At 37.9% G+C, this 22,238-nt stretch carries 16 protein-coding genes; 9 read left to right on the top strand and 7 right to left on the bottom strand.

Going from position 1 to position 22,238, the window contains the following annotated elements; all coding sequences use genetic code 11:
- Positions 1-481 precede the first annotated feature (481 nt).
- The 4 genes from Q0V26_RS16020 to Q0V26_RS16005 all read left to right on the top strand — a co-directional run bounded on the left by Q0V26_RS16020 (position 482) and on the right by Q0V26_RS16005 (position 4,552).
- Positions 482-853, top strand: a complete 372-nt coding sequence (locus tag Q0V26_RS16020) for a hypothetical protein (RefSeq protein ID WP_297483697.1) — start codon at positions 482-484, stop codon at positions 851-853.
- 602 nt (positions 854-1,455) lie between these two features.
- Complete coding sequence (locus Q0V26_RS16015; protein ID WP_297483695.1) at positions 1,456-2,322, top strand: TonB-dependent receptor; 867 nt, start codon at positions 1,456-1,458, stop codon at positions 2,320-2,322.
- 14 nt (positions 2,323-2,336) lie between these two features.
- On the top strand, positions 2,337-3,461 hold the full coding sequence (locus Q0V26_RS16010; protein ID WP_297483693.1) for a BamA/TamA family outer membrane protein: 1,125 nt from the start codon (positions 2,337-2,339) through the stop codon (positions 3,459-3,461).
- Between the two features lie 11 nt (positions 3,462-3,472).
- Positions 3,473-4,552 carry a DUF4056 domain-containing protein gene (locus Q0V26_RS16005; RefSeq protein ID WP_297483691.1) on the top strand — a complete coding sequence of 360 codons (1,080 nt, stop codon included), beginning with the start codon at positions 3,473-3,475 and terminating at the stop codon, positions 4,550-4,552.
- A 355-nt stretch (positions 4,553-4,907) separates the two neighbouring features.
- Here the strand turns inward: Q0V26_RS16005 and Q0V26_RS16000 are convergent, their stop codons facing one another.
- From Q0V26_RS16000 to Q0V26_RS15980, 5 genes are all read right to left on the bottom strand, one after another.
- Positions 4,908-5,957 carry a hybrid-cluster NAD(P)-dependent oxidoreductase gene (locus Q0V26_RS16000; RefSeq protein ID WP_297483689.1) on the bottom strand — a complete coding sequence of 350 codons (1,050 nt, stop codon included), beginning with the start codon at positions 5,955-5,957 and terminating at the stop codon, positions 4,908-4,910.
- 104 nt (positions 5,958-6,061) lie between these two features.
- A complete protein-coding gene (hcp, locus tag Q0V26_RS15995; RefSeq protein ID WP_297483687.1) occupies positions 6,062-7,723 on the bottom strand; it encodes a hydroxylamine reductase in 1,662 nt (553 codons plus the stop codon).
- A 179-nt stretch (positions 7,724-7,902) separates the two neighbouring features.
- Entirely contained in the window at positions 7,903-9,426 is a 1,524-nt protein-coding gene (gene norR / locus Q0V26_RS15990; protein ID WP_297483685.1) for a nitric oxide reductase transcriptional regulator NorR, read from the bottom strand.
- A 165-nt stretch (positions 9,427-9,591) separates the two neighbouring features.
- A complete protein-coding gene (locus Q0V26_RS15985; protein ID WP_297483683.1) occupies positions 9,592-13,503 on the bottom strand; it encodes an AsmA family protein in 3,912 nt (1,303 codons plus the stop codon).
- A 225-nt stretch (positions 13,504-13,728) separates the two neighbouring features.
- The gene (locus tag Q0V26_RS15980; protein ID WP_297483681.1) at positions 13,729-14,580 is read right to left on the bottom strand and encodes a MurR/RpiR family transcriptional regulator; all 852 of its coding nucleotides are present in this window, start codon (positions 14,578-14,580) and stop codon (positions 13,729-13,731) included.
- Between the two features lie 187 nt (positions 14,581-14,767).
- Between Q0V26_RS15980 and murQ the strand changes: the two genes are divergently transcribed.
- Positions 14,768-15,673: an N-acetylmuramic acid 6-phosphate etherase gene (murQ, locus tag Q0V26_RS15975; protein WP_297483679.1), complete on the top strand. Its 906-nt coding sequence runs from the start codon at positions 14,768-14,770 to the stop codon at positions 15,671-15,673.
- Positions 15,674-15,750: 77 nt separating this feature from the next.
- On the opposite strand, the gene Q0V26_RS15970 is transcribed toward murQ, so the two are convergent.
- Both Q0V26_RS15970 and Q0V26_RS15965 read right to left on the bottom strand, forming a co-directional pair.
- On the bottom strand, positions 15,751-15,921 hold the full coding sequence (locus Q0V26_RS15970; RefSeq protein WP_297483677.1) for a hypothetical protein: 171 nt from the start codon (positions 15,919-15,921) through the stop codon (positions 15,751-15,753).
- Positions 15,922-16,014: 93 nt separating this feature from the next.
- The gene (locus tag Q0V26_RS15965) at positions 16,015-17,034 is read right to left on the bottom strand and encodes a murein transglycosylase domain-containing protein (RefSeq protein WP_297483675.1); all 1,020 of its coding nucleotides are present in this window, start codon (positions 17,032-17,034) and stop codon (positions 16,015-16,017) included.
- Between the two features lie 398 nt (positions 17,035-17,432).
- Here Q0V26_RS15965 and katG point away from each other — a divergent pair, with 398 nt between their 5' ends.
- From katG to Q0V26_RS15945, 4 genes are all read left to right on the top strand, one after another.
- Positions 17,433-19,616: a catalase/peroxidase HPI gene (katG, locus tag Q0V26_RS15960; protein ID WP_297483673.1), complete on the top strand. Its 2,184-nt coding sequence runs from the start codon at positions 17,433-17,435 to the stop codon at positions 19,614-19,616.
- 915 nt (positions 19,617-20,531) lie between these two features.
- Positions 20,532-21,146 (top strand): hypothetical protein, encoded by a 615-nt coding sequence (locus Q0V26_RS15955; protein ID WP_297483671.1) that lies wholly within the window; start codon positions 20,532-20,534, stop codon positions 21,144-21,146.
- Between the two features lie 342 nt (positions 21,147-21,488).
- Positions 21,489-21,740: a type II toxin-antitoxin system prevent-host-death family antitoxin gene (locus Q0V26_RS15950; protein WP_101768858.1), complete on the top strand. Its 252-nt coding sequence runs from the start codon at positions 21,489-21,491 to the stop codon at positions 21,738-21,740.
- A complete protein-coding gene (locus Q0V26_RS15945; protein WP_297483667.1) occupies positions 21,737-21,997 on the top strand; it encodes a Txe/YoeB family addiction module toxin in 261 nt (86 codons plus the stop codon). The genes Q0V26_RS15950 and Q0V26_RS15945 overlap by 4 nt, the downstream gene beginning before the upstream one ends.
- The last annotated feature ends 241 nt before the right edge of the window (positions 21,998-22,238 follow it).

Raw genomic sequence — 22,238 nt, 5'->3', positions numbered from 1 at the left:
AAACCAAAACCTTTCTCTTCGTTAAACCATTTTACTAGACCAGTTGTTTGATTAGACATGTGATGTCCCTTATTAGTTGAGATTAATTAACCGCTAAAATGCGATGTGCTACGTGGTTAAATTATTAATGTTACTGCCAATACAAGGGAAACACAGAGATACAAAACGAAAACGTCACTGTAGCTTTTAGTTTAACTGTTACTTGGTGCTGCATTTAATAACTCTTAAACAACAGAGCGAGATGGATAATAGCAGGTGTGGTGCTGATGTACACACCTTTTTCCCTTTTTTTTTAAAAAGGCCATTATAAAATAGTAAAACAATGGTTGTTTGTATGAATTTTTGATTGATTTTGTGTGCTAGTTTTTAGAACAAAGCCTAATATGGCACTATGATTTGGAGTATTCATAATCGTTCGTGCTTATGGGATATACAAAGAGTATATTAATAAAAGAAATGAACAAAAACAGGGGAAGCAATAATGACTTATGAAACTAAAACAATGGAAGTACCTGTTGCTATCGCTGAAAGAGTGCAAGCACTTATTGATGGGTTTAAAGCAAAAGAAATCTTTAAGGTTGAGCGTAAGGCGGTAGTAAATAACTTCCTTGCGATGGATGGCCTTAGCTGTGAAATGGCTGTTTATAGTTTACCGCAAGCTGAATTGCTTGATACGCTACGTTTTGTCTATGAGTTGTCAGGCACAAACAGCAAATTCATTACAAATATTCTGATTCAATCGCGAGAAAACCCTAAAAAAGTGTTATCCGATGCTCAGAGAACTGCGGCTAAGAGTCTATTGTTTAATTTGATTAATGATCCATCTGTCGTGTCAGCGATGAAAGAGATCTAATCTTAATCTGTGAGTAATCAACAATAAAACTTGATTACCACCGATATTCAGCTAGTAATTATAACCTTTCTGACTGCGGTGGTAATTTAGACTCATATATTAAATATATCTTCAGCTGTACTAGCTCAGAACTAATAATCAAATTGGCAATAGAACTTACAAATTTAACGAATAATGTGCTTTTCTGATTGTATTATACATTTCTTTTCGCGTGTTTTTAACATTACCAAAGTCTGGCGTTTATCTAATAAAAATCGGTTTTATCTTGACATAATAATTTATCCCTCTTTCCCGATATAAGTATTCTCTTATTTTTACGATCTATCTTAGTTATTATTTACCGTCACGGGAAAATATAAGTTTACAATATATCGAACTATTGCTAATCGTTTAACTATAACAATTAAATAGAGCATATCGTGTTTAATAATATTTTTAAATTTAAATATTATTATGTTATTGATATAAAAGAATTGTCATATATATATGTTCTCTCTATAAGAATAATTAGAAGATAATGTATAGTTATATTTTCATTTTTAAATTGTACAAGATACAATATTCTTCATTTCCTTTTATTCTCTCTTTTTCGTGGTTTTAATATGCAATTTCGTCTTGTTTTTTTACTGTGTGGTTTAGTTGTTTCTTCTTGTACATTTGCCCAATCTTTTTCTTTACCGATTTGGAAAGAAAAAGCAGAAGCACTTGGTTATGAATTACCTAAACCGATTGGCTTTAATTTAAGCTATATGTCGCTAGAGCAAGGGATTCAAGTTGATAGTATTGGTTTAAGTGGACTGCATTTACCTAGCTTCGTTCGCGATATCGATATGCAAACAGAAAAAGGTAAACAAACCAGTGAGGTAGTGACACTTCGTGCTGATGTGTGGCTATTTCCATTTCTTAATGTTTATGCTCTTGCGGGGAAAATGAAAGGAAAATCTGAGATCTCTGTAAACTATGTAGTTTCGGTTAAGCCGCTATTACCTGGACGACCTGATCATAAAATAAAAGGTCGAATTGATAACTTTTCGCTTGATCTTGAAGGTTATCTTTATGGCGGGGGTATTGTTTTAGTTGGCGGGTATGAAAACTGGTTTGGCTTAATTGATATCAGTTATACTCAAACCCAACTCACTATTATTGATGGTAATATTGATGCTTGGGTGATTAGCCCACGTGTTGGTTATGATTTCCATAAGTTCGGTGTCCCTCTTCGTTTATGGGGCGGTGCGATGTATCAAAATATAGAGCAATCATTATCGGGGAAATTAAGTGAATTGGGTTTACCAAGTGCACTAAATTCGATCGTGAAAGATGGTAAGTTTCACATTGACCAACACTTAACTACAGATTGGAATCCTATTATGGGGGCTCAATATCAAATCAATCCAAATTTAAATCTGTTAGCTGAATTCGGGTTTGGTGACCGCCAGAGTGCTTTTGTTTCTATTGATTTTCGCTATTGAGGAGATGTTTACTGGTGAAAACACTTTTATTATCCTCTTTAATCATTATCAATAGCTCATACCTGTATGCTGCCGATGATAGTCAGCAAGGTGACTGGATTGATGATTTCCTAACTAAATTGGGATCTAGTGACACAATAGATGTTTCACAAGGGATTGATTGGGGCGTGCTTCCTGGTCCTTTTTCGAATCCTGAGCAAGGCATTGGATTTGGCATTGCTGCTGTTGGTTTGTATGCTCCTTCTGATTGGGGGGAGGCAACACCTTATTCAACATTAGCGATCAAATCTTATATATCTTCAACGGGTTCATATGGGTTAGGGCTTGAGAATCGAACCTATTTAAATCACGATAGATTACGCTTACTTGGTGATGTGTGGATTAGCTATTCTCCGCAATACTATTGGGGTATTGGAAAAAAAGCGGCTGAAGATAATCGTAATAAAAGTGAATATCAAGGACGCATTTTTAAAGTTGCTCCGAAAGTCTCATATCAGTTTTTACCGCATATCTATGTGACTTTGGGGTGGAATTTCCAAAGCTACGCGAAACAAAAAATTGATAGTGATTTATTAACCTCATATCAATTAGAAAATCAAAGAAGTAGTGGTATCAGCACCACGTTTGAATATGACAGCCGAGATTTTGAGCCTAATCCATATCATGGCATGCTTTTGTTTGCTGAGTGGGTAAATTACCGAAAAAGCTTAGGCTCTGATCAAAATTACCAACGCCTGACGATCAATTATCGTCAATATGTTGAAATAACTGAGACTGATGTGCTCGCTTGGGATCTTTACGGCCAGAAGGTTGATGGCGATATCCCTTGGTATGGTTATGCTGAGATGGGTAATGATGATCGTATGCGCGGATATTATACTGGGCAATATCGAGATCGTTATCAGCTTTCTAGCCAAATAGAGTTGAGGCATCGTTTTAATTATCGACATGGTATGGTGACTTGGATTGGCGGCGGCAATATTGCTACCAAAAGCAGTGAGTTGTTTTCAGATTCTTGGCTACCATCAGCAGGGATTGGTTACCGTTTTACTTTTAAACCTCGCATTAATGTTCGAATAGACTATGCCCTTGGCAAGAGTAGCAATGGATTTTATTTCAATATTAATGAAGCATTTTAATGGCTAATAGCATGATAAAAAGTATAAAACTCATGTTTAGTGGAAGTCTTCTTTTACTTGTAGGTTCTGTAAATGCAATGGATGCCCCTGTGGGTGTGCGCCCTTGCTGCGCTTTTGGTAAAGACCTGAAGGCTGAAGTTGGTGGAATTCCTGTTCCATTTTTCTCTATTGATAACATTTTAGGTATTGAGGACTTAGGTGCTCACGTCTACAACGATGGTTCACAAGGTGTATTAAGTAGCTTATTAGGGATGGGAAAGGAGAATAATGGTATCGTCTATACGCAAAAAGGAGGTGCTATCGATATTGCTCATGTACGAGATACGGCTGATTTTACCTTTTTCCTATATCAAAAAATCCATTCAAAACTTGGCTCTGGTACGAGTATTGTACTAACGCCTGAATTGCGTTCGCGCCATATCTATCTACCGAAAAAAGATACGCATCATTTATCGGCTCAAGAGCGTCAGAAAATCAGTGTTGAGCTTGCAGGATTGATGGCTTTTCGATTAGCGCAATGGCATGAAATTGCACAGTGGTTTGGTTTTGAATCTATCAGTGGTTTTTCCGAATTAGCATCTGCATTTTCACCAGAAGATCTCTATTCAAATATGTTGGGTGCTAAAGTTGCAAAGAATATATTACAGCAGCAGCCATCCATTTCTAAACATGTATTTTCTCAGATATTTACTCAAAATTTAAAAGCAAAATTAATTGCGTTAGAGATTTTTTCTGTAGAAAAGTCAAAACAAACAATAGCTTCACTGGATGGAAAGTGGTGGGACAGTTCTAAACGATTACCACAAAAATGGGTTGTATTAAAACGAGACTACAGATTACATCTTGATTTACGACCAAATGGTGTCGTAGATGGTGAGCAAGAGCAACTAACGACGCAATTAAGTAATGGTGATAGTAGTGACCAATGGGCGGATTTTTATCTTCACTCTGCCGATCAAGAAAAACAGTTTGAGTTGTTACCGACAGAGCTTAAAAAGAAACAGATTTGGCAGCCTAAAGACTTTAATCAATTAGCTCATTTTGCTAAGCAGCATGATGCAAAAGAAGTTGGTCATTCAACTCAGGTGTAAGCATATTTAAATACTTGGGTAGAAAAAAGGATATAAAACTGCTGATTTTATCTATCGTAATTAGATTTAAAGATAGATAGAACGTTAGCTCTAAAATAGAAGCCAATTTTAGGAAGGTTTTTCAATATTAAAGTGGCTTATTATTCTAGTGAGTTCTATTTTGATTTAATTACGGATTTGAGTTGTAGATATATTTAATTTATTGATTAAATTATCTATATAAATATCAGTTATTTATTAATATAGACTTAATATTAGTCGTCATCAGATAATAAAAAACCTGCCTTTACTCTCTATTTTTACGATTAAATAGAGAGCGAATATGCGGGTTTTTATTTAGCGGTACTCGCTATTACTAAAAACTCACGTCAGTGCTATCAAGTAAGGTTGATGAACAAGCAAGAACATAGCCTTGTTCAATATCTGCAGCTGTTAATGTCATATCACTACTGGAGTTGACGCTGTTTGGTGTCACTTTACAACGACATGAGCCACAAACGCCACTGCGACAAGCAACAAGAATTGGCAGCCCTGCATTTTCAAGTGCGGTTGCTAAGTTATCACCATGATTAACCGTTACTGTTTTGCCAAAAGCAGGAACAGTTAAGGTTAATTCGGTTGTGGCTGTTTCTGCAGTTAGCGTGGTTACTTCAGCGACTGGTGCGGCAATAGGTGTAAAGCTTTCTTGAAAAAATTGCGCCATATTAAATTCAAGTTGTTGTAAATATTGACTGACATCTTCCATAAACCCTTCAGGGCCGCATAAATAAACCGTTCGTTGATGTAAGTTAGGCGTAAGCTGTTCTAGCCATATTTTATCTAATCGACCTTGGTGAAACTCTGTGTTTGCTTTATCTTTTAAGAGTAACTGTAAATTGAAGTGATGATGATCATGATCTAATTGAATCAGTTGATCTAAAAAGAGTGTCTGTGGGGCGCTTTTGGCAACATGAATAAAGCAAATATCAATATTCGCGTTATGTTCAAGCCAATATTTTGCCATGGAATAGACAGGGGTAATGCCGCAACCTGCACTGATCAATAATACACTTTGATTTTCTGGCGGGTGATCAACACAGTTAAATTCTCCTGTTGGCTTTAATAATTGTACTTTATCGCCAATGGTCAGAGTGTTAACAAGGTAAGTTGATACTTTGCCGCCATCCACCCGTTTAATCGTGAGTTCTAAGGTTGATTGCAGCGGTGTTGAACTAATGGAATAGGCTCGAAAAAGTAATTCATCACCAATATGAATGCCTAAACTTACAAATTGTCCCGGTTTAAAATCAATGGCTTTGGCACCAACCTGAGGCTGTAATTCGATGGTTACAGTGTCTGGTGTTTGTTGCCATTTATTAATACAAACAAAGGTTTCTGGTTGGTGATTGTGCCATTTTTCTAACATTATCATGCCTATAAAAAATCGAAATGAATGAATAAATAAAGCCCCTATTATTTATATAAACAACAGGGGCAATAATGTTATACGTCAATACTATACGTGTAAGATTACGCGCCTAAGATAGTTTTAAGATCTGCCTCAGGGGTTGAGATCGGACGCATATCGAATTTTTCAGCAATAATAGCCAGCAGGTTATCGGTTAAAAATGCAGGCGCTGTTGGACCGGTATAAATACCTTTAACGCCTAGTGCAAACAAGGTCAGTAGAATCACAATCGCTTTTTGCTCAAACCAAGATAACACTAATGTCAGTGGTAATTCGTTAATACCACAATCGAACTCTTTCGCTAATGCGAGGGCTAACTGAATTGCTGAATAAGCATCATTACATTGGCCTACATCGAGTAAACGTGGAATACCGTTAATGTCGCCAAAGTTATTTTTATTAAAGCGATACTTACCACAAGCTAAGGTTAAGATTAGTGAATCTTGAGGAACTTGTGCTGCAAAATCAGTAAAGTAACTACGTTCTGCTTTATCACCGTCACAACCACCAACAAGGAAGAAGTGACTAATATTACCTTGTTTAACTTGATCAATAACAGCAGGAGCGGCTGCCATTAGCGCATTACGACCAAAGCCAACCGTGATCATATGTTCGATTTCAGTGTGCTGAAAGCCATCTAATGCTAATGCACAATCAATAACTTTAGTGAAATCATCACCTTCAATATGCGCCACACCAGGCCATGCTACGATGCTACGTGTAAAGATACGATCTGCATATTGACCTACATTAGGGTTAATTAGGCAGTTTGATGTCATAACAATGGCGCCAGGGAAATTGGCAAATTCAATCTGTTGGTTCTGCCAAGCACTACCGTAGTTACCGACTAAGTGAGGATATTTTTTCAGTTCAGGGTAACTGTGAGCTGGTAACATTTCACCATTGGTGTAAACGTTAATATTTTTGCCTTCAGTTTGTTGCAGGATTTTTTCAAGATCGTGCAAGTCATGACCTGAAACTAAAATACATTTGCCTTGAATTGACTTAACGTTAACTTGGCTAGGCTCTGGATGACCAAAAGTATTGGTTTCGCCTAAATCAAGCATTTCCATTACTTTGTAGTTCATTAGCCCAATTTCCATTGAACACTCAAGTAATGCATTTAGATCAGTAGGATCTGTACCTAACCAGCCCATGATGTGGTGGTATTGTGTGTAAATAGCATTATCAGTTTGCTCTAATACACGCGCATGCTCCATATAAGCCGCAGCGCCTTTTAGACCATATAGACATAACAAACGTAAGCCAATCACATCTTCACTGATGGTTTCATAACCGCGGTTAACGGCAACTTGTGGCGCCAACGCTAAGATAGCATCAATATTATCGGGTAATTCAAATACAGCCACTGCGGGTAGGGTCGGTAATGGCTGTTGTGCAAGTGTCATTGCTGCTGTTACAGCTTGTGTTAAACGTGCCTTATAACTTGCAGCAAGATTTGTTAACGCTAGAATGCGATCACGGTCAAAGTTAACATTGGTTAAAGTTGAGAAGAATGCACGTGGTGCCCAATGGTTAATTTCATTATCAACAATATCAAACTTTTGTGCAAGATCCGCCCAGTATGATACCCCTTGCAAGGTATAAACTAACACATCTTGTAGATCTGAAATTTCAGCTGTTTTACCACACATCCCCGCGGTGTAAGAACAGCCTTTTTTAATCGGTGTTTCTATTGTCTGTTCACATTGAATACAAAACATGAAAAAGCTCCAGCGTTTGATTATCTAATTATAAATATTATCTCCTCGCTATATAGCATTAACCGCGCCACTTTTTATGTTGTTGTTTTTAATTGATTTGTTTGGCTTTTTATTTGTTAGTGATGTTATAAATACATCATAACCGTTGTGAATATGACATCGTTGGTTTGGTGGCGTTGTTATTTAATACCTAATTTTTTCCCCATTCGGTAGAGATTACCGCGATCCATTTGTAAAAATTCTGCCGATTTTGACCAATTTTTGTTTGTTTTTTCAAGCGTGTGTTCAATTAACTGTTTTTGATAATCTTCAACTAATTGCCGCATTGGTTGTGATTGTTCAGGGAAAAATCGCGATGTGTTTTTAACATCAGTGGTTGGTGGTAAATCAAAATATTGATTAGTTATGGTCTTTTGTTCATCTTGTATGGCACGTAATGCTGCTCGGGTAAGTGTATGTTCTAATTCACGAATATTACCCGGCCATGACTTCGCTTCAAGCATACTTAATACTTTTGGATGAATATGTAGATTAGGGATATTAAATTGATGGCGCACTTTTTCAAGTAAATAACCAGCGAGTACGGGAATATCATCATGACGTTCACGTAGGGAAGGCACAAAGATAGGAAAGACATTAAGGCGGTGATATAAATCGGCACGAAAGTGACCAAGTTCGACTTCTGTCTCTAATTGTCGGTTAGTTGCGGCGATAATCCGTACATTAACGTGTAAATGTTGGTCACTACCAACCCGTTGCAGTTCACCTTGCTGGATCACGCGTAATAATTTTGCTTGTAAAAGTAGCGGTAACTCGCCAATTTCATCTAAAAATAGGGTTCCGCCATCAGCTAATTCAAATTTACCAGCGCGATGGCTATTTGCACCGGTGAATGCTCCTTTTACATGACCAAACAGTTCACTTTCGGCGAGTCCTTCGGGTAGTGCGGCGCAGTTAACATAAATCATTGGCGTATCTGCACGTGCAGATTGAGCGTGAATTTCATGAGCTACCAGCTCTTTGCCTGTGCCTGTTTCACCGCTGATCAATACCGCATAATCAGACTTTGCGACGGTGGCAATATTGGTACGTAGCCGTTGCATCACAGGGCTAATGCCAACCATTTCACCTTGCTGTGAGCGTGCTTGTTGGATCAGTGTATTTGTGAGTGATTTTTGCTTTTTATTTTGATCTTTCAGTGCATTAAATTGGGCGATATTACGTAATGTAGCCGCCGCTAAAGCTGCAAAGGTTTCAATGGCGACGGTTTCAATATCATCAAATGCACCAACGGTTAATGAATCCAATGTTAAGACACCAACCAATTGTCCTTCAACATATAAGCTACAGCCTAAACAGTCATGAATATCAATAGTTTGTTGTTCATTAAGTAAAATACCGTCAAAAGGATCGGGTAATGGTGAGTCGGCATTAAAACGAACCGGTTGTTTACTGGCCATAATGGCTTCTAAACGTGGGTGTGCTTGAGGATAAAATCGGCGTCCTAATACGGCTGGAGACAGACCTTTAACGGCGACAGGGGTTAATAAACCTTGTTTATCCAGTATAAATAATGCACTGGCATCACAAGGGAAAACTTGATCGATTCCATCAATAAGATGCTGATAGTGCTGTTTATTAGCAAGATTCGCACTGAGATTAAGCGCGATATTAAGTAGTACATTGTCGAGTTTTGAATTCATAATAACCTTGTTGATGCGGATGATGTAATAACAACAAAATTGATGTCTTTATTACATCATAGCCAAGGTGGTGATTCTTTATTTTAAAACAATAAAACAATAAAACAATAAAAGATGGATTTTAAATCCATCTTTTAAAGTTAAGTATTTTGCTATATTAACAAACTATTGTGCTTGCCAAATTCGTTGACATTCAGCACTGCCATTGGCTGCAATCGGTTTTTCAAACAGCCATTGTAATGGAGCTACGACAGGGCTGGTTGTAAACCGTATTGACGTTTCAAAAATGGCAGAGAGTGGTATTTTAAGATTAAACTTCTCAAACGTACCATGCACTTCAACAGGGGTTTGAAGGCTAAATATTTGTGCTCTTTTAGATCGTGGCGATAAATACAAGTTAAAGTCACGTTTCTTATAGCTAGCATCAAATGCACCATGTACTTGAATACGTGAGGTATCAAGTAATAAGTCACGTTGTTTCATATTGCCGTTATGAATATTAAATCCGCCAGCAATACAGTTGAGTACTGAGTTATCTTTGGTAGTAAAGCTAGGCAATACTGCATCAGCCAAACTAACCGCCCATAGATCAATTAAGTTAGCTTGATAAGCTTTAGGCCATGCTGAAAAGCCAATAAAGCCATTGGCATTATTCATTAAGCTTTCAGGTGTATTAGCAACACTGCTTAAATCAAATTTAGCACTGATTTTACCGTGCATATTTGTGGTTGGATCAAGGCGCCGAGCGATAATGCCATAATCAAAATTTTTCACCAGTCCATTGAGTTTGATGGCAAATTTATTACCTTTAGGTGCCACTGAACCATCAATATTAATATCACCTCCAGGTAATTGAATGTGTAACGGTTTTAACGTTAATAGACCATTATGTAAGGTCCAATCCAATTTACCTGCGCCTAGCCAATCTTTACCCGAACGTACATTGCCTACATTTAGTTTAAAATCTGCATTGAATAAATTTAACCCTCGTGGGCTAATGATATTCACGGGTTGATCTTTAACGGTAAGCTTATTGGTTTTTTTGTTTGCAGGTAACCATGCTTGCCAGTTTTTGAGCTTGAAATCGTTGATTTGAATAAAAGGAGCATCAAGCACTAATTTAATATTAGGACGATGACGACTATCACCTTTGAGTGGGGGTAAGAAGTCACCACGGCCTTTAAGTGTGCTGCTACCAACCTTGATCAACATGTCTCGCAGATGGTAGCCGACATTATCCATTGATAACGATGCGGCAACTTTTATTGGCCCATAAGGCGGTAATTTTATGCCTGTAAAGCCATCAAAGCGGTTTAAGTTTGGTGTCGTTGCCTCAAAGGTTAGATTCAATTTTTTAGGATCAATCGGCAACACAACTTGTGACTGAGCATCAAACTTAATGTCACCAACATTGGCATTTAGTTTGACTGGAATTGACTTACGACCATCATTGGCTTGCTTCAATGATACAGAATCAAGCGTGATTGCTATGGGTTTATTGGCTGCTTGCCCATCAAGGGTAAGATGAGTTGCCGTATTAGGCCCTGTAATAAAGCGGCCTTGGTTTAATGCGATATTAAATGCTTTGCCTGTATAACTATCTGAGAGTCTTAATTTACCACCATTGAGTTGAGCATCAATCTTTGCCTGCTCCATTAGCTCTAACAGTGTTCGACCTGATAATGAGACGGCAAGTTTGGCACTATCTAAGCTCATACCAAGATTATTAACGACATTAAATTTCTGTAAAATTCGGCCAATATCAGGTTTTTTTACCGCTAAATGTAGCTGTGAATTAATGGTTTGATTGTTTATATCAAAGGCAATATCACCTTCATAAACACTGCCCGCATAACGCGCACTAAACGGTGATGTACTGAGTTTACCGTTACGGACTTGCCCTTTAAATGCCATATCATCAACTTGCTGTTGTGCCCACAGCATTTTATTAACACGTAAATTCACATCGGCATCAGTAATGATAATTTTATTACTTAGAATAGGCACATCAAGGTTAACGCCTTGGGTGGGTACTGTTTGTTCTACTTTAGGCAAGCTAGTCTTATTAATAAACTGGCTTAATTGAGTAAAATCAAGCGTATTGAATTGGCTCTTTAATTTTAAAAATGGCTGATTGCGTAACGATTGCCACTGTAAATTTAATTTACCTTGGCTGTTCAGTAGTGTGATATCAGGAATATCAAGATCTAGCCATTGACCGTTATTGGTTAGCTTACCTTTGAAATTAAGTTTTCCGTGCATGGTCTCACGAGTACCGAGCCATGGACTTAGCTTTCCAACGTCATTACTGTGAACGTTAATATCAAACCAACTGCCTTGTTGCCAGTCTGTATTGACTAACTTACCTTGTGCTTTCACATCTAAAGCTGGGCTTGAGAAGTGCAATGATGGTGACCAAGTTCGATGATTAATAATATCAGCTAATGTTCCTGCTTTGGCTGCAATTTTAACCGGAACATTCATAATTTTACCGCTAATATTTGAGCTAAACGGCAGTGCCATCCCTGAGTTTAATTGTGCTTTATCAATGGCAAATGACGCTTTAGCACCCCAATTGACATTGGCATGGTTGATAGTAAGCCCTAGCTGACTGTTATCTACCCATTGTTGTAATTTGGTACCTTCTGTTGTGAGTTCCAGTTGTGCATCTTTAAGGTGTCCGGTTGCATTGGGTAAGCCTGAAATCCAACCTGCCATTTCGCCTAATGGTGAATCTTTAGCACCTAACGTAACATCAACCTTTGATGTCCATTGCGTCGCATTAATATGGATATTTCCTTTAAAAGCGACATCAGCAATATTGGCTGCCATTGGTGCAGATAATTTGCCTTTTTCACCATCAATGTTAAGTGAAATCGCGTTAACGGGCGTACCGAGACCTTTGATTTCACCTATGCTTAAGCCGAAGTGAGTACGCGTTTTTACCAACCATTGATCTAGTGCTTTTTGTAGTGGTGATTGTTGTGGTGCTGCGGCGTACATCATACCACGCATCATTTGTGGCTGCGGTTGTAACCACGGACGAAGATCAATCTCGGGAATATCTAATTTGCCATCAATAATGTTTAACTGTTGCGCATTTTGCGCAAAACGAACATTAATATGGCCTTCAGCTGAAGTAATAGGGCTGTGCACTTGAATATTTTCAAGGGCAATACCTTTATTAGATGCACTGAGTTCTGTGGTTATCGATAAAGGAGCAACATGCTTTAAATCAAGATCCAAGAGGTTTGAAATTTGGTTAGTATTCTTCCACTGTAAACTGATATTAGCCGTTGAATCATCATCACTACTGAATGGGGTTATGTTGGCATCAATATCGATTTCAGCACCCGCAAAGCTGCCTTTGGCAAATAATTGGCCATGCTGATTATTGATCAGTTTTTGTAAATCTCCCGTCAGTGAGAGGTTATATTCACTGCCGATAGCATTGCCTTTAGCGACCAATAACCATTTATCCGGTTTGGTTAGTGCAAGGTGATCAAGATAGCTGCTGTAATACGTTTCTTTAACTTGGTCTTCATAGTTAAGACGAATTTTGTCAGCGGTAATGTTATTACTTAAGATTAATTTAAGTGATGATTTAGTGGTTTTTGGTGATGTAGCTGTTTGATTAAACAACCAATTTTCATTATCTTGTTGGTCTCGAAGTAAGTTTAATGAGATATCTTTAAGGTTAATATAGTCAATTTTGAGAGTATTTTGTAATAACGGCAATACTGAAATCTTGGCAGCAATATAGCCTGATTTTAGCATTGGCTGCCATGGCACTGATTTTAAATTCGCAATGGTAACATCACTTAATTCAATCTCAGGGTTAAATGACAGGGTGACAGCCATATGACCTTTGATCTCCGTTTTTCTATCAAGGGTTTTGGTTAGCCATTGGTTAATTTCGTTTCGATGTGAACTGAGATCAAGTTTAACGCCATAAGCTAATACGCCAGATACGGTGATGATGGGCGCTAAGAATGCGATTATTGCCCATAAAGCCACTTTTTTTACGGTCTTTTTTTTGTGGGCGATTGGGGTTGGTTTGGGGGTCTCTTGAGTCATTACTTATTCAGTTTCTATCCGTAGTCATAGAAGATAAATCCAGCTGTAGTTATCCGTAAAAAAGGTGTTTTACTTTTATTTTTGTTATCGCTGGAGCGTTATTTATGAAAGCCATTATACAGTGTGACATTCTGCAATGCCTGTGGTTCCATTCTTTTTTCGTATTTTAATGATTATAAATGCATAACTTTCGCGTTTTTAGCAAAAAACATTGAAATGCTGAGCTTAAATACCATTACTTTTATGTGGTGGATTATTTTTAAGTGATTGTTGTGCGAGAGTCATAAATAAGAGATCGGTTAAGGTCTGTTGGGCTGCTTGTAATGCAATTGAATAATTGTATTTTTGAGTATGACTACACATTGATGTCTTTACTGCTAAGGTATCCAGTGTAAATTGTGCAAGCTGTCGCAATGTGCTGGAGTCGTGGGAGGTTAAGGTAACTAATGGTACGCCTTTCGCTGTTGCCTGATGTGTCGCTTGAATTATCTCTGGTTGGTAGATCTCTTCACCAATGATACATAGCATATCACTTGATTGTAGTGTGCGGGTGATGATGATTTGAAGTGAGGGATCTTGTTCTGCAATCACCGCCATTCCTAGAGTGAGTAATTTGGTACTAAAATCTTTCGTAATCCCTACTGCATCACCTAAACCGATTAACTGAATACGTTGTGCGTTAGTAAATAAATCCACAATTTTTTCAAAAGATAGAGTATCAATCGCATTGGTTGTTTCAATGATAGCATCTGTTTTTTGATGTGCTAATTTTTGTGCGATAGTAATTGAGGTATCACTACCGTTGATTTGGTTATGTAATTGCAAAGGATCGCTACCAATGGCCTGTTGACGATCTAATTCTTCAATCATTGCCATTTTGAAAGCAGGAAAACCTTTAAAACCCAATTTTTGGGTAAATTTAACGATGCTTGATTGCCCTACATTGGCTTGCCGTGCGAGTTGTTGCGATGATAGCGTTACCACGGATTTTGGGTGTTGTAAGATTAACGCTGCAATTTTTTGGGCGCTAGGTGATAACTGTAATTTGATGTTGGCAATATTAGCAAGAATCGTCATAGGTTTAGTTGGTATCTAGGTGATGCTGTTAGCATAATCGATAGCGGTAAATAAAAGTATGATGATTTTGTCTTTAATCTGCTGTTATTGGTCGACGGATCGCAGTCGCTTGATTGTGAAATTATTATTTAATCGCTACATGAATACGTTATGCTATCACTAATGTTATTGATTTTAGAGAGTTACCATGCAAATTGATTTAACGAAATTAGTTACTGAAAGTCGCAATAATGCTAGCGAAGCGATAGATACATTATCGACATTAGAGATGCTAAAAGTTATCAATAATGAAGATAAGAAGGTCGCATTTGCTGTTGAGCAAACATTACCCGCGATCGCTCAAGCAGTAGATGTAATAGCCACTGCTTTTTCACAAGGTGGGCGGTTAATTTATATTGGTGCAGGTACCTCTGGTCGATTAGGTATTCTTGATGCAAGTGAGTGCCCGCCTACATATGGTAGTGTACCAGAGCAAGTGGTGGGTTTAATTGCTGGTGGTCATCAAGCGATTTTAAAAGCAGTTGAAAATGCAGAAGATAACGTTGAAATGGGCGCTGAAGATTTAAAAGCGATCAATTTCTCTGCCAAAGATATACTTGTTGGTATTGCTGCCAGTGGACGTACGCCGTATGTATTAGGGGCAATGGCGTATGCGCGTTCTGTAGGGGCGACTGTCGCTTGTGTAAGTTGTAATCCTCAAAGTCCAATGACGGCAGCTGCTGATATTGTGATCACACCTGTTGTCGGCGCTGAAGTAGTAACGGGCTCGTCACGTATGAAAGCGGGCACAGCACAAAAGTTAGTACTTAATATGCTCACAACCGGCGCTATGATTCGCATTGGTAAAATTTATGGCAATTTAATGGTAGATGTTGAAGCGACTAACGCCAAACTGGTTGAACGCCAAAAACAAATTGTGATACAAGCGACGGAATGTGATCGTAAGCAAGCAGAGGCTGCTTTAGATGCATGTGGTGGGCATTGTAAAACAGCAATTGTGATGATATTAACAGGTGTTGATAGTGATACGGCTAAAGTACTTTTGCAGCAAAATAAAGGCTATATTCGATCTGCAATTGCTGAATTTGGCTAAGTTAAAATTATAATGTAGTGCTGAAACTGAGAAGTTATATAAACACACACTTGAGTATTGTGTGTGTTTAACTTTGATTATAATAATTGTTCCGATATTTGTTGTTGTTTTTGTTCTGAGGTCAGTTGTGGTGACACTGGTGTGGTATTGACTGATTGTTCGTTCGAACTATCGTTAAATCGGCATAAGCGCAGTGAAATAATCAGTGCGAGCGAAGATAAAATAAATAGTACTAATAGAATGGTCATATTGCTTCCTTGAATACTTAACATCAAGATATATATCTATAAAGCATATATTAACAAGAAGTTTATTGTTATCGTTATGTCATTTTCTATCCGTTATATTGCTTCAAACTCTTTTTGAAAATTGAGAACTTTCTCTAAGTAGCGTCGCGCTTCTGCTTTGGGGTGTTTATTGGTTAATGCCCAGTAAACTTGATTTGGTTGTAACTGGTTAAGATCCGCCATCGCTTGTTTTCTATCGGCGTCAAAGGTTGCCAGCACTCCACCTGTGCCACCGTTATAAGCTGAAATCATGGTGTAATGTTTTGTTGTGGGGTGTTGAACTTCTTTTAAGTAACGATTTTTTAAAATATAAAAATACGCGGTACCAGTATCTATATTATTAGCTGGATCAAATAAGTATTCTTTGGTTGGAATCCCTGGTTTATTTTTTACTAGATTAAATACATCGGCACCTGCCGTTTTAGGAATAACCTGCATTAATCCATAAGCTCCTGCATGACTGACGGCATAAGGGTTAAAACTACTTTCTGTCTTTACGATGGCATAAATAAGATCTTCATCAATATCGTAACGCTTGGCTGCTTGACGAATAAGATCAGCATATTGACCCGCACGCCAAGGCCATTGAATATTTTGATTTTGGTGATCTTTTACCTGGCCTAATAAAAAAGGCTTACCATTAAGAGGAATAGATTTATCACTAAAGAGATCAACTTGTGATGGATCTGCAGGCATTAATAATGTTTCTTCTATGGCTTTTTTAAGCGTATGCTGCGGCGCATGTTGGGTTACCGTTGAAACATAAATTTTGCCAGTATCAAAATCGATATGTGATCGAGTACGATAACCATCAAAGTATTTTACATAGTGATGTTTGCCTGCTTGTAGATAATCATCATCACCCCATTGTTTTTTTACTTGGGTTTCAAGGTAGTTAAGTAATGCTTGGCGTTGGGATTCAGTTAGTGCACCGAAATTATTATTGTTGTTATTATTATTGTTTTCAATGTTCGTTGATGGCGCACAATTATAAATACAATTAGATGTTGATGATGATGTTGAACATGACACTGTACATAAACACGCTACGATTGTAAGCCAAGCCTTTTTCATTGTTATCCTTAAATTATTATAAATAATAGATCTTTCTTCCAAATATCAATGCTATTTTGTGGTACGTGAACTAAAAACATCATTAATTATAAGATGTTAGTTTACCTAAGCTCTTCATGTATTGGCGATGAAATTTTTAAATCCGATAGAGGACCTATCTTTGATAACTATGATCTATTGAACTGATAGAAAACTAATATTATCTTTCTTTCTTTTAGTGTTATAGATTAGCTCTAACGAATAAACGAGCTGCTAATATCAGTGGATAAAAATAGGTTATTAGATTTTAAATTTACCCACAAAAATAACGTTACTATATTATTTGATTAGGCTATGTTTATACACAATATGATATTTAATGATTATCAATAATCATACAAACAATTAGGATAATAATAATGTCAAAGTGCCCATTTAATCATACACAAACGGTTAATCCATCAATTAACCCAGGTAATGGTACCTCTCCAAGCGAGTGGTGGCCAAACCAACTAAAATTAGGTTTACTTCACCAACATAATATTAAATCAAACCCAATGGGTGAAGATTTCGATTATGCAGCAGCATTTAAAACATTAAATCTAGAAGCGGTTAAGCAAGATCTTCGTGATTTAATGACTGATTCTCAAGATTGGTGGCCTGCAGACTTTGGTCATTATGGTCCTTTCTTTGTTCGTATGGCTTGGCACAGTGCTGGTACTTACCGTACTTCTGATGGTCGTGGCGGTGCAAATACTGGTAACCAACGTTTTGCGCCTCTAAACAGCTGGCCTGATAACGTTAACCTTGATAAAGCACGTCGTCTAATTTGGCCTATCAAGCAAAAATACGGCAATAAAATCTCTTGGGCTGACTTAATTATCCTAACGGGTAACGTTGCTCTAGAATCAATGGGCTTTGAAACAATCGGTTTTGCCGGTGGTCGTGTTGATATCTGGGAACCTGAGCTAGATGTTTATTGGGGTAAAGAAAAAACATGGTTAGCTGATGATACTCGTTACGACAAAGATGACGCTGTACGTGAGCTAGAGAATCCATTAGCAGCAGTTCAAATGGGTCTAATCTACGTAAACCCAGAAGGTCCAGATGGTAACCCCGATCCACTACTTGCAGCTGATGATATCCGTCAAACATTTGCGCGTATGGCAATGGATGATGAAGAAACTGTAGCGTTAATTGCTGGTGGCCATACATTTGGTAAGACTCACGGTGCTGGTGATGCAGCTCAAGTTGGCGCTGAACCAGAAGCGGCTGCTATTGAAGAACAAGGTTTCGGTTGGGCATCAAGCTACGGTTGTGGTAATGCTGCTGATACTATTTCAAGTGGCTTAGAAGTAACTTGGACTACAACGCCAACACAGTGGAGTAATGGTTTCTTCCATAGCTTATTTAGCCATGAGTGGGAACTAGAGAAGAGCCCAGCTGGCGCACACCAATGGATCGCTAAAGATGGTCGTGATGAATACCCAGATGCATTTGGTGAAGGCAAGCACCGCGGCACAATGCTAACAACAGATATTTCACTACGTGTTGATCCTGTTTATGCTGAAATTTCACGTCGTTTTTACGAGCACCCAGAACAATTCGCAGCAGCATTTGCTCGCGCTTGGTTCAAACTAACTCACCGTGATATGGGTCCTCGTGCTCGTTACTTGGGTTCTGAAATTCCAACACAAGAGTTCATCTGGCAAGATCTGATTCCTGCAGTTGAATATGATGTTGTTAATGATGCAGACATTGCAGCATTAAAAACTGAAATCGAAGAATCTGGCTTATCTGTACACGAATTAGTATCTACAGCATGGGCATCAGCATCTACATTCCGTGGTTCTGATATGCGTGGTGGTGCTAACGGTGCACGTGTTCGTTTAGCGCCTCAAAAAGATTGGGAAGTGAACGAACCAGCTCAACTTGATAAAGTATTAACTGTACTTGAAAGCATTAAGGCAAACTTCGCAAAAGAAGTGTCTCTAGCTGACTTAATCGTACTTGCTGGTGGTGTTGGTATTGAAATGGCTGCTAGAAAAGCAGGTAATGATGTATCTGTACCGTTTACACCTGGTCGTGCTGACGCAACACAAGCACAAACTGATGTAGATTCTTTCTCTGTTCTTGAGCCTATCGCTGATGGCTTCCGTAACTTTGAAAAAGCAAAATACACAGTTGCAATGGAAGAATTGCTACTTGACCGCGCACAGTTACTAACTCTAACAGCACCTGAAATGACAGTACTAATCGGTGGTATGCGTGTTCTTGATACCAACTACCAACGTAGTGAGTTCGGTGTGTTCACTGACCGTAAAGAAACATTAACTAATGATTTCTTTGTAAACTTACTAGATATGGCAACAGTATGGAAACCAACTTCTGTTGACCAAGATATCTTCGCAGGTACTGATCGTAAGACTGGCGAGCAGAAGTGGATGGCAACACGTGTTGACTTAGTATTTGGTTCTAACTCTCAACTACGTGCAATCGCTGAAGTATATGCTTGTGCTGATGCTGAAGATAAGTTCACTAATGACTTTATCAATGCATGGGTTAAAGTAATGAACGCTGACCGTTTTGACCTTAAAAAATAAGGTTACAATTCGGTAGTATCACTACTCAATAATATTTAATGAAGAGGCGCTGATTATCAGCGCCTCTTTTTTTATGGCTGCTATTCCGTCATTGCTTAACTTTCCCATCATTTTTCTACTATGACGACCAAACTTCCCCCGATATTTCTTGCCTACAATGAATGCGAACCATCCACCGTCATTCCCTACAGTGAATACAAACCACCTGACGTTGCGGTTACGAACGAGATAGGGAATCTACTGTCAGCGCGTTGTAGAGTGACTATTTCCGCTGACATCTTTAATGCCCAGTAGTACAGTAAATATAAATATTCCTGCTATTTTCTATTGTGACGACCAAACTTCCCCCCGACATCCTTGCCTACAATAAATGCGAACCACCCACCGTCATTCCCTACAGTGAATGCCCGCGAGGGCGATAGGGAATCTGCTATTAGCGCGTTGTAGAATTACTATTTTCGCTGACGTTTTTAATGCTCAGTAGCACAGTAAATATAAATATCCCAGCTATTTTATACTGTGACGACCAAACTTCCCCCCGACATCCTTGCCAACAATAAATGCGAACCATCCATCGTCATTCCCTACAGTGAATGCCCGCGAGGGCGATAGGGAATCTACTTTCAGCGTGTTGAAATATTAAATAATATCGATATTGAAGTTTTAGATCTTTTGCATTGTGATGACTATTAGTAGAAAAACCAAAAACCAAAAACCAAAAACCAAAAACCAAAAACTAAAAGGTAAGTGCCCGATTTTGTGATGGTTATCGGGATCAATAACTAAAAATGTATCTGATTTATAATACTTTTTATATTATGAAAAGATAAATACGGGCGCATGTTCAAAGAACAAATTCGGGCAAGTTGTTAATATAATAAGTTGTTATATTTTAAAATCTAACTGGAGGTTTCTTTGAAAAAAAATCAGTCATTATTTCATGTGTTTTTCCCATATATTTTAGGCGGAGCTATTGGTTTGTTTTTTTGGTCTTTCATTGAGTTATTTTCAGCAGCACTGAAAGGATCTAATGTAAAAATTATTGTAGCAGTGATTTCAGCTTTCTCGGCATTAACTACTGGAATTGTACTTGCACTTATTAATCATTCAAAAACTAAAAGTAGAGAGTTGGTTGTCCAAGAGAAAATTCGAGAAAGAGAAATCGAGGAGGCACATAGGGCTAAAAAAGTAGAGATATATAATGATTTTTTAAAATTAGTGTCTTCTTTTTTCCAAGGTCAGAATAAAAATAACAATAAACAAATGCCTAAACCTCAAAAAATACTTGATGAGTTTGAGAAATTTCAAAATGGAATCCTTTTATGGGGTGGACCTAAGGTGATAATTGCATTTTTAAATTTTAGGCGTGTGTTTGAAGATAATTCTGAAGATATGTTTAGAGCAGTTGATGCACTTTATAAATCTTTACGTGAGGATATTGGACTTAGCAATCATGGTTTAGATAATTACGAGACAATTCAGTTATATCTATCAAACCCAAATGAAATTGATAAGTTAATTAAAACATAATAAATGCATCAACACGACGATGAAAAACATAGGATACCCATAACTTTTGCAATCCATTACGATCAATTCTGACGGTGCTCCATGAATGGATTTTAATCAATTGAGCAAAGTATCACTTGAGATCATCAGTAGTTAACGCATTAGGCGGTTTCGTTCAATAAAGCATTTAAGAGTGATTTGTAACGCTTACCGTTTTCGCTTCGCTTAAAGTATAGATAAGTGCCGATTCCACTTTAATGCGGCGCTAACCGCCTCTTTGTTACCTGTGCAATATATTGTACATTTCAGTTTTAGTGAGTTAGACTTGTTCAATATTAAGTACAACTCAACAAAGAGGTAATTATGCGTATAGTTTCTTTTACTGAAGCTCGAAATGGTCTTAAATCAGTTCTTGATGGCGTAGTTAATGATGCTGACTGCACTGTTATTACTCGTCGAGATTCTGAAGATGCCGTTGTAATGTCTATGGATTATTATAATAGCCTAATGGAAACGATTTATTTATCTCGTTCTCCAGCTAATGCCGCTCATCTAAACAAATCAATTGCTCAATACAATGCCGGTCAAGTAACGGAAAGAGGTTTACTTGAATGAGTCGAATGTTAGCTTGGACTGACAATGCTTGGAATGATTACTTGTATTGGCAAGGTCAGGATAATAAAACGCTGAAACGCATCAATAGATTAATTACTGATGCGAAGCGTTCTCCCTTCGACGGTATTGGTAAGCCTGAACCATTGAAAGAAAATTTGGCAGGTTTTTGGTCACGTAGAATTGATGACACCAACCGATTAGTGTACGCAGTTAATGATGCTCATTTGACAGTAATCTCCTGTCGCTATCATTATTAATTTGAAGCGTAGTTAATAGATAAAGGATATGTGTCACGCCGCTGACACCTATTTAAGTATTGAACAAGTCCGACCCGCTTTAGATGAAAAAAATAAGAAAAAAATAAAGGACAGCCATATCCTTGCACATTAACCATGAGTAACTACACTTAAGCTTCAAGTTGCTTATGGTAAAGCCAATGACAATCTCAAGACGGAAATTGATAGAGCCTCAAATCACGCCTTTTTATCATGTAATTAA

Source organism: uncultured Photobacterium sp., from assembly GCF_947039875.1.
Lineage (GTDB): Bacteria > Pseudomonadota > Gammaproteobacteria > Enterobacterales > Vibrionaceae > Photobacterium.
Note: the sequence above shows the minus strand (reverse complement) of the source record. Positions and strands in the feature narration are given on the sequence as shown.

What these genes read in the sequence shown, in the direction of transcription:
- Q0V26_RS16005 (WP_297483691.1), top strand. Translation starts at nt 3,473, where the DNA reads ATGATAAAAAGTATAAAACTCATGTTTAGTGGAAGTCTTCTTTTACTT.
- Q0V26_RS15970 (WP_297483677.1), bottom strand. Translation starts at nt 15,921, where the DNA reads ATGACCATTCTATTAGTACTATTTATTTTATCTTCGCTCGCACTGATT.
- Q0V26_RS15950 (WP_101768858.1), top strand. Translation starts at nt 21,489, where the DNA reads ATGCGTATAGTTTCTTTTACTGAAGCTCGAAATGGTCTTAAATCAGTT.
- norR (WP_297483685.1), bottom strand. Translation starts at nt 9,426, where the DNA reads ATGAATTCAAAACTCGACAATGTACTACTTAATATCGCGCTTAATCTC.
- Q0V26_RS15985 (WP_297483683.1), bottom strand. Translation starts at nt 13,503, where the DNA reads ATGACTCAAGAGACCCCCAAACCAACCCCAATCGCCCACAAAAAAAAG.
- Q0V26_RS15980 (WP_297483681.1), bottom strand. Translation starts at nt 14,580, where the DNA reads ATGACGATTCTTGCTAATATTGCCAACATCAAATTACAGTTATCACCT.
- Q0V26_RS16015 (WP_297483695.1), top strand. Translation starts at nt 1,456, where the DNA reads ATGCAATTTCGTCTTGTTTTTTTACTGTGTGGTTTAGTTGTTTCTTCT.
- murQ (WP_297483679.1), top strand. Translation starts at nt 14,768, where the DNA reads ATGCAAATTGATTTAACGAAATTAGTTACTGAAAGTCGCAATAATGCT.
- Q0V26_RS16020 (WP_297483697.1), top strand. Translation starts at nt 482, where the DNA reads ATGACTTATGAAACTAAAACAATGGAAGTACCTGTTGCTATCGCTGAA.
- katG (WP_297483673.1), top strand. Translation starts at nt 17,433, where the DNA reads ATGTCAAAGTGCCCATTTAATCATACACAAACGGTTAATCCATCAATT.
- Q0V26_RS16000 (WP_297483689.1), bottom strand. Translation starts at nt 5,957, where the DNA reads ATGTTAGAAAAATGGCACAATCACCAACCAGAAACCTTTGTTTGTATT.
- Q0V26_RS15945 (WP_297483667.1), top strand. Translation starts at nt 21,737, where the DNA reads ATGAGTCGAATGTTAGCTTGGACTGACAATGCTTGGAATGATTACTTG.
- Q0V26_RS15965 (WP_297483675.1), bottom strand. Translation starts at nt 17,034, where the DNA reads ATGAAAAAGGCTTGGCTTACAATCGTAGCGTGTTTATGTACAGTGTCA.
- hcp (WP_297483687.1), bottom strand. Translation starts at nt 7,723, where the DNA reads ATGTTTTGTATTCAATGTGAACAGACAATAGAAACACCGATTAAAAAA.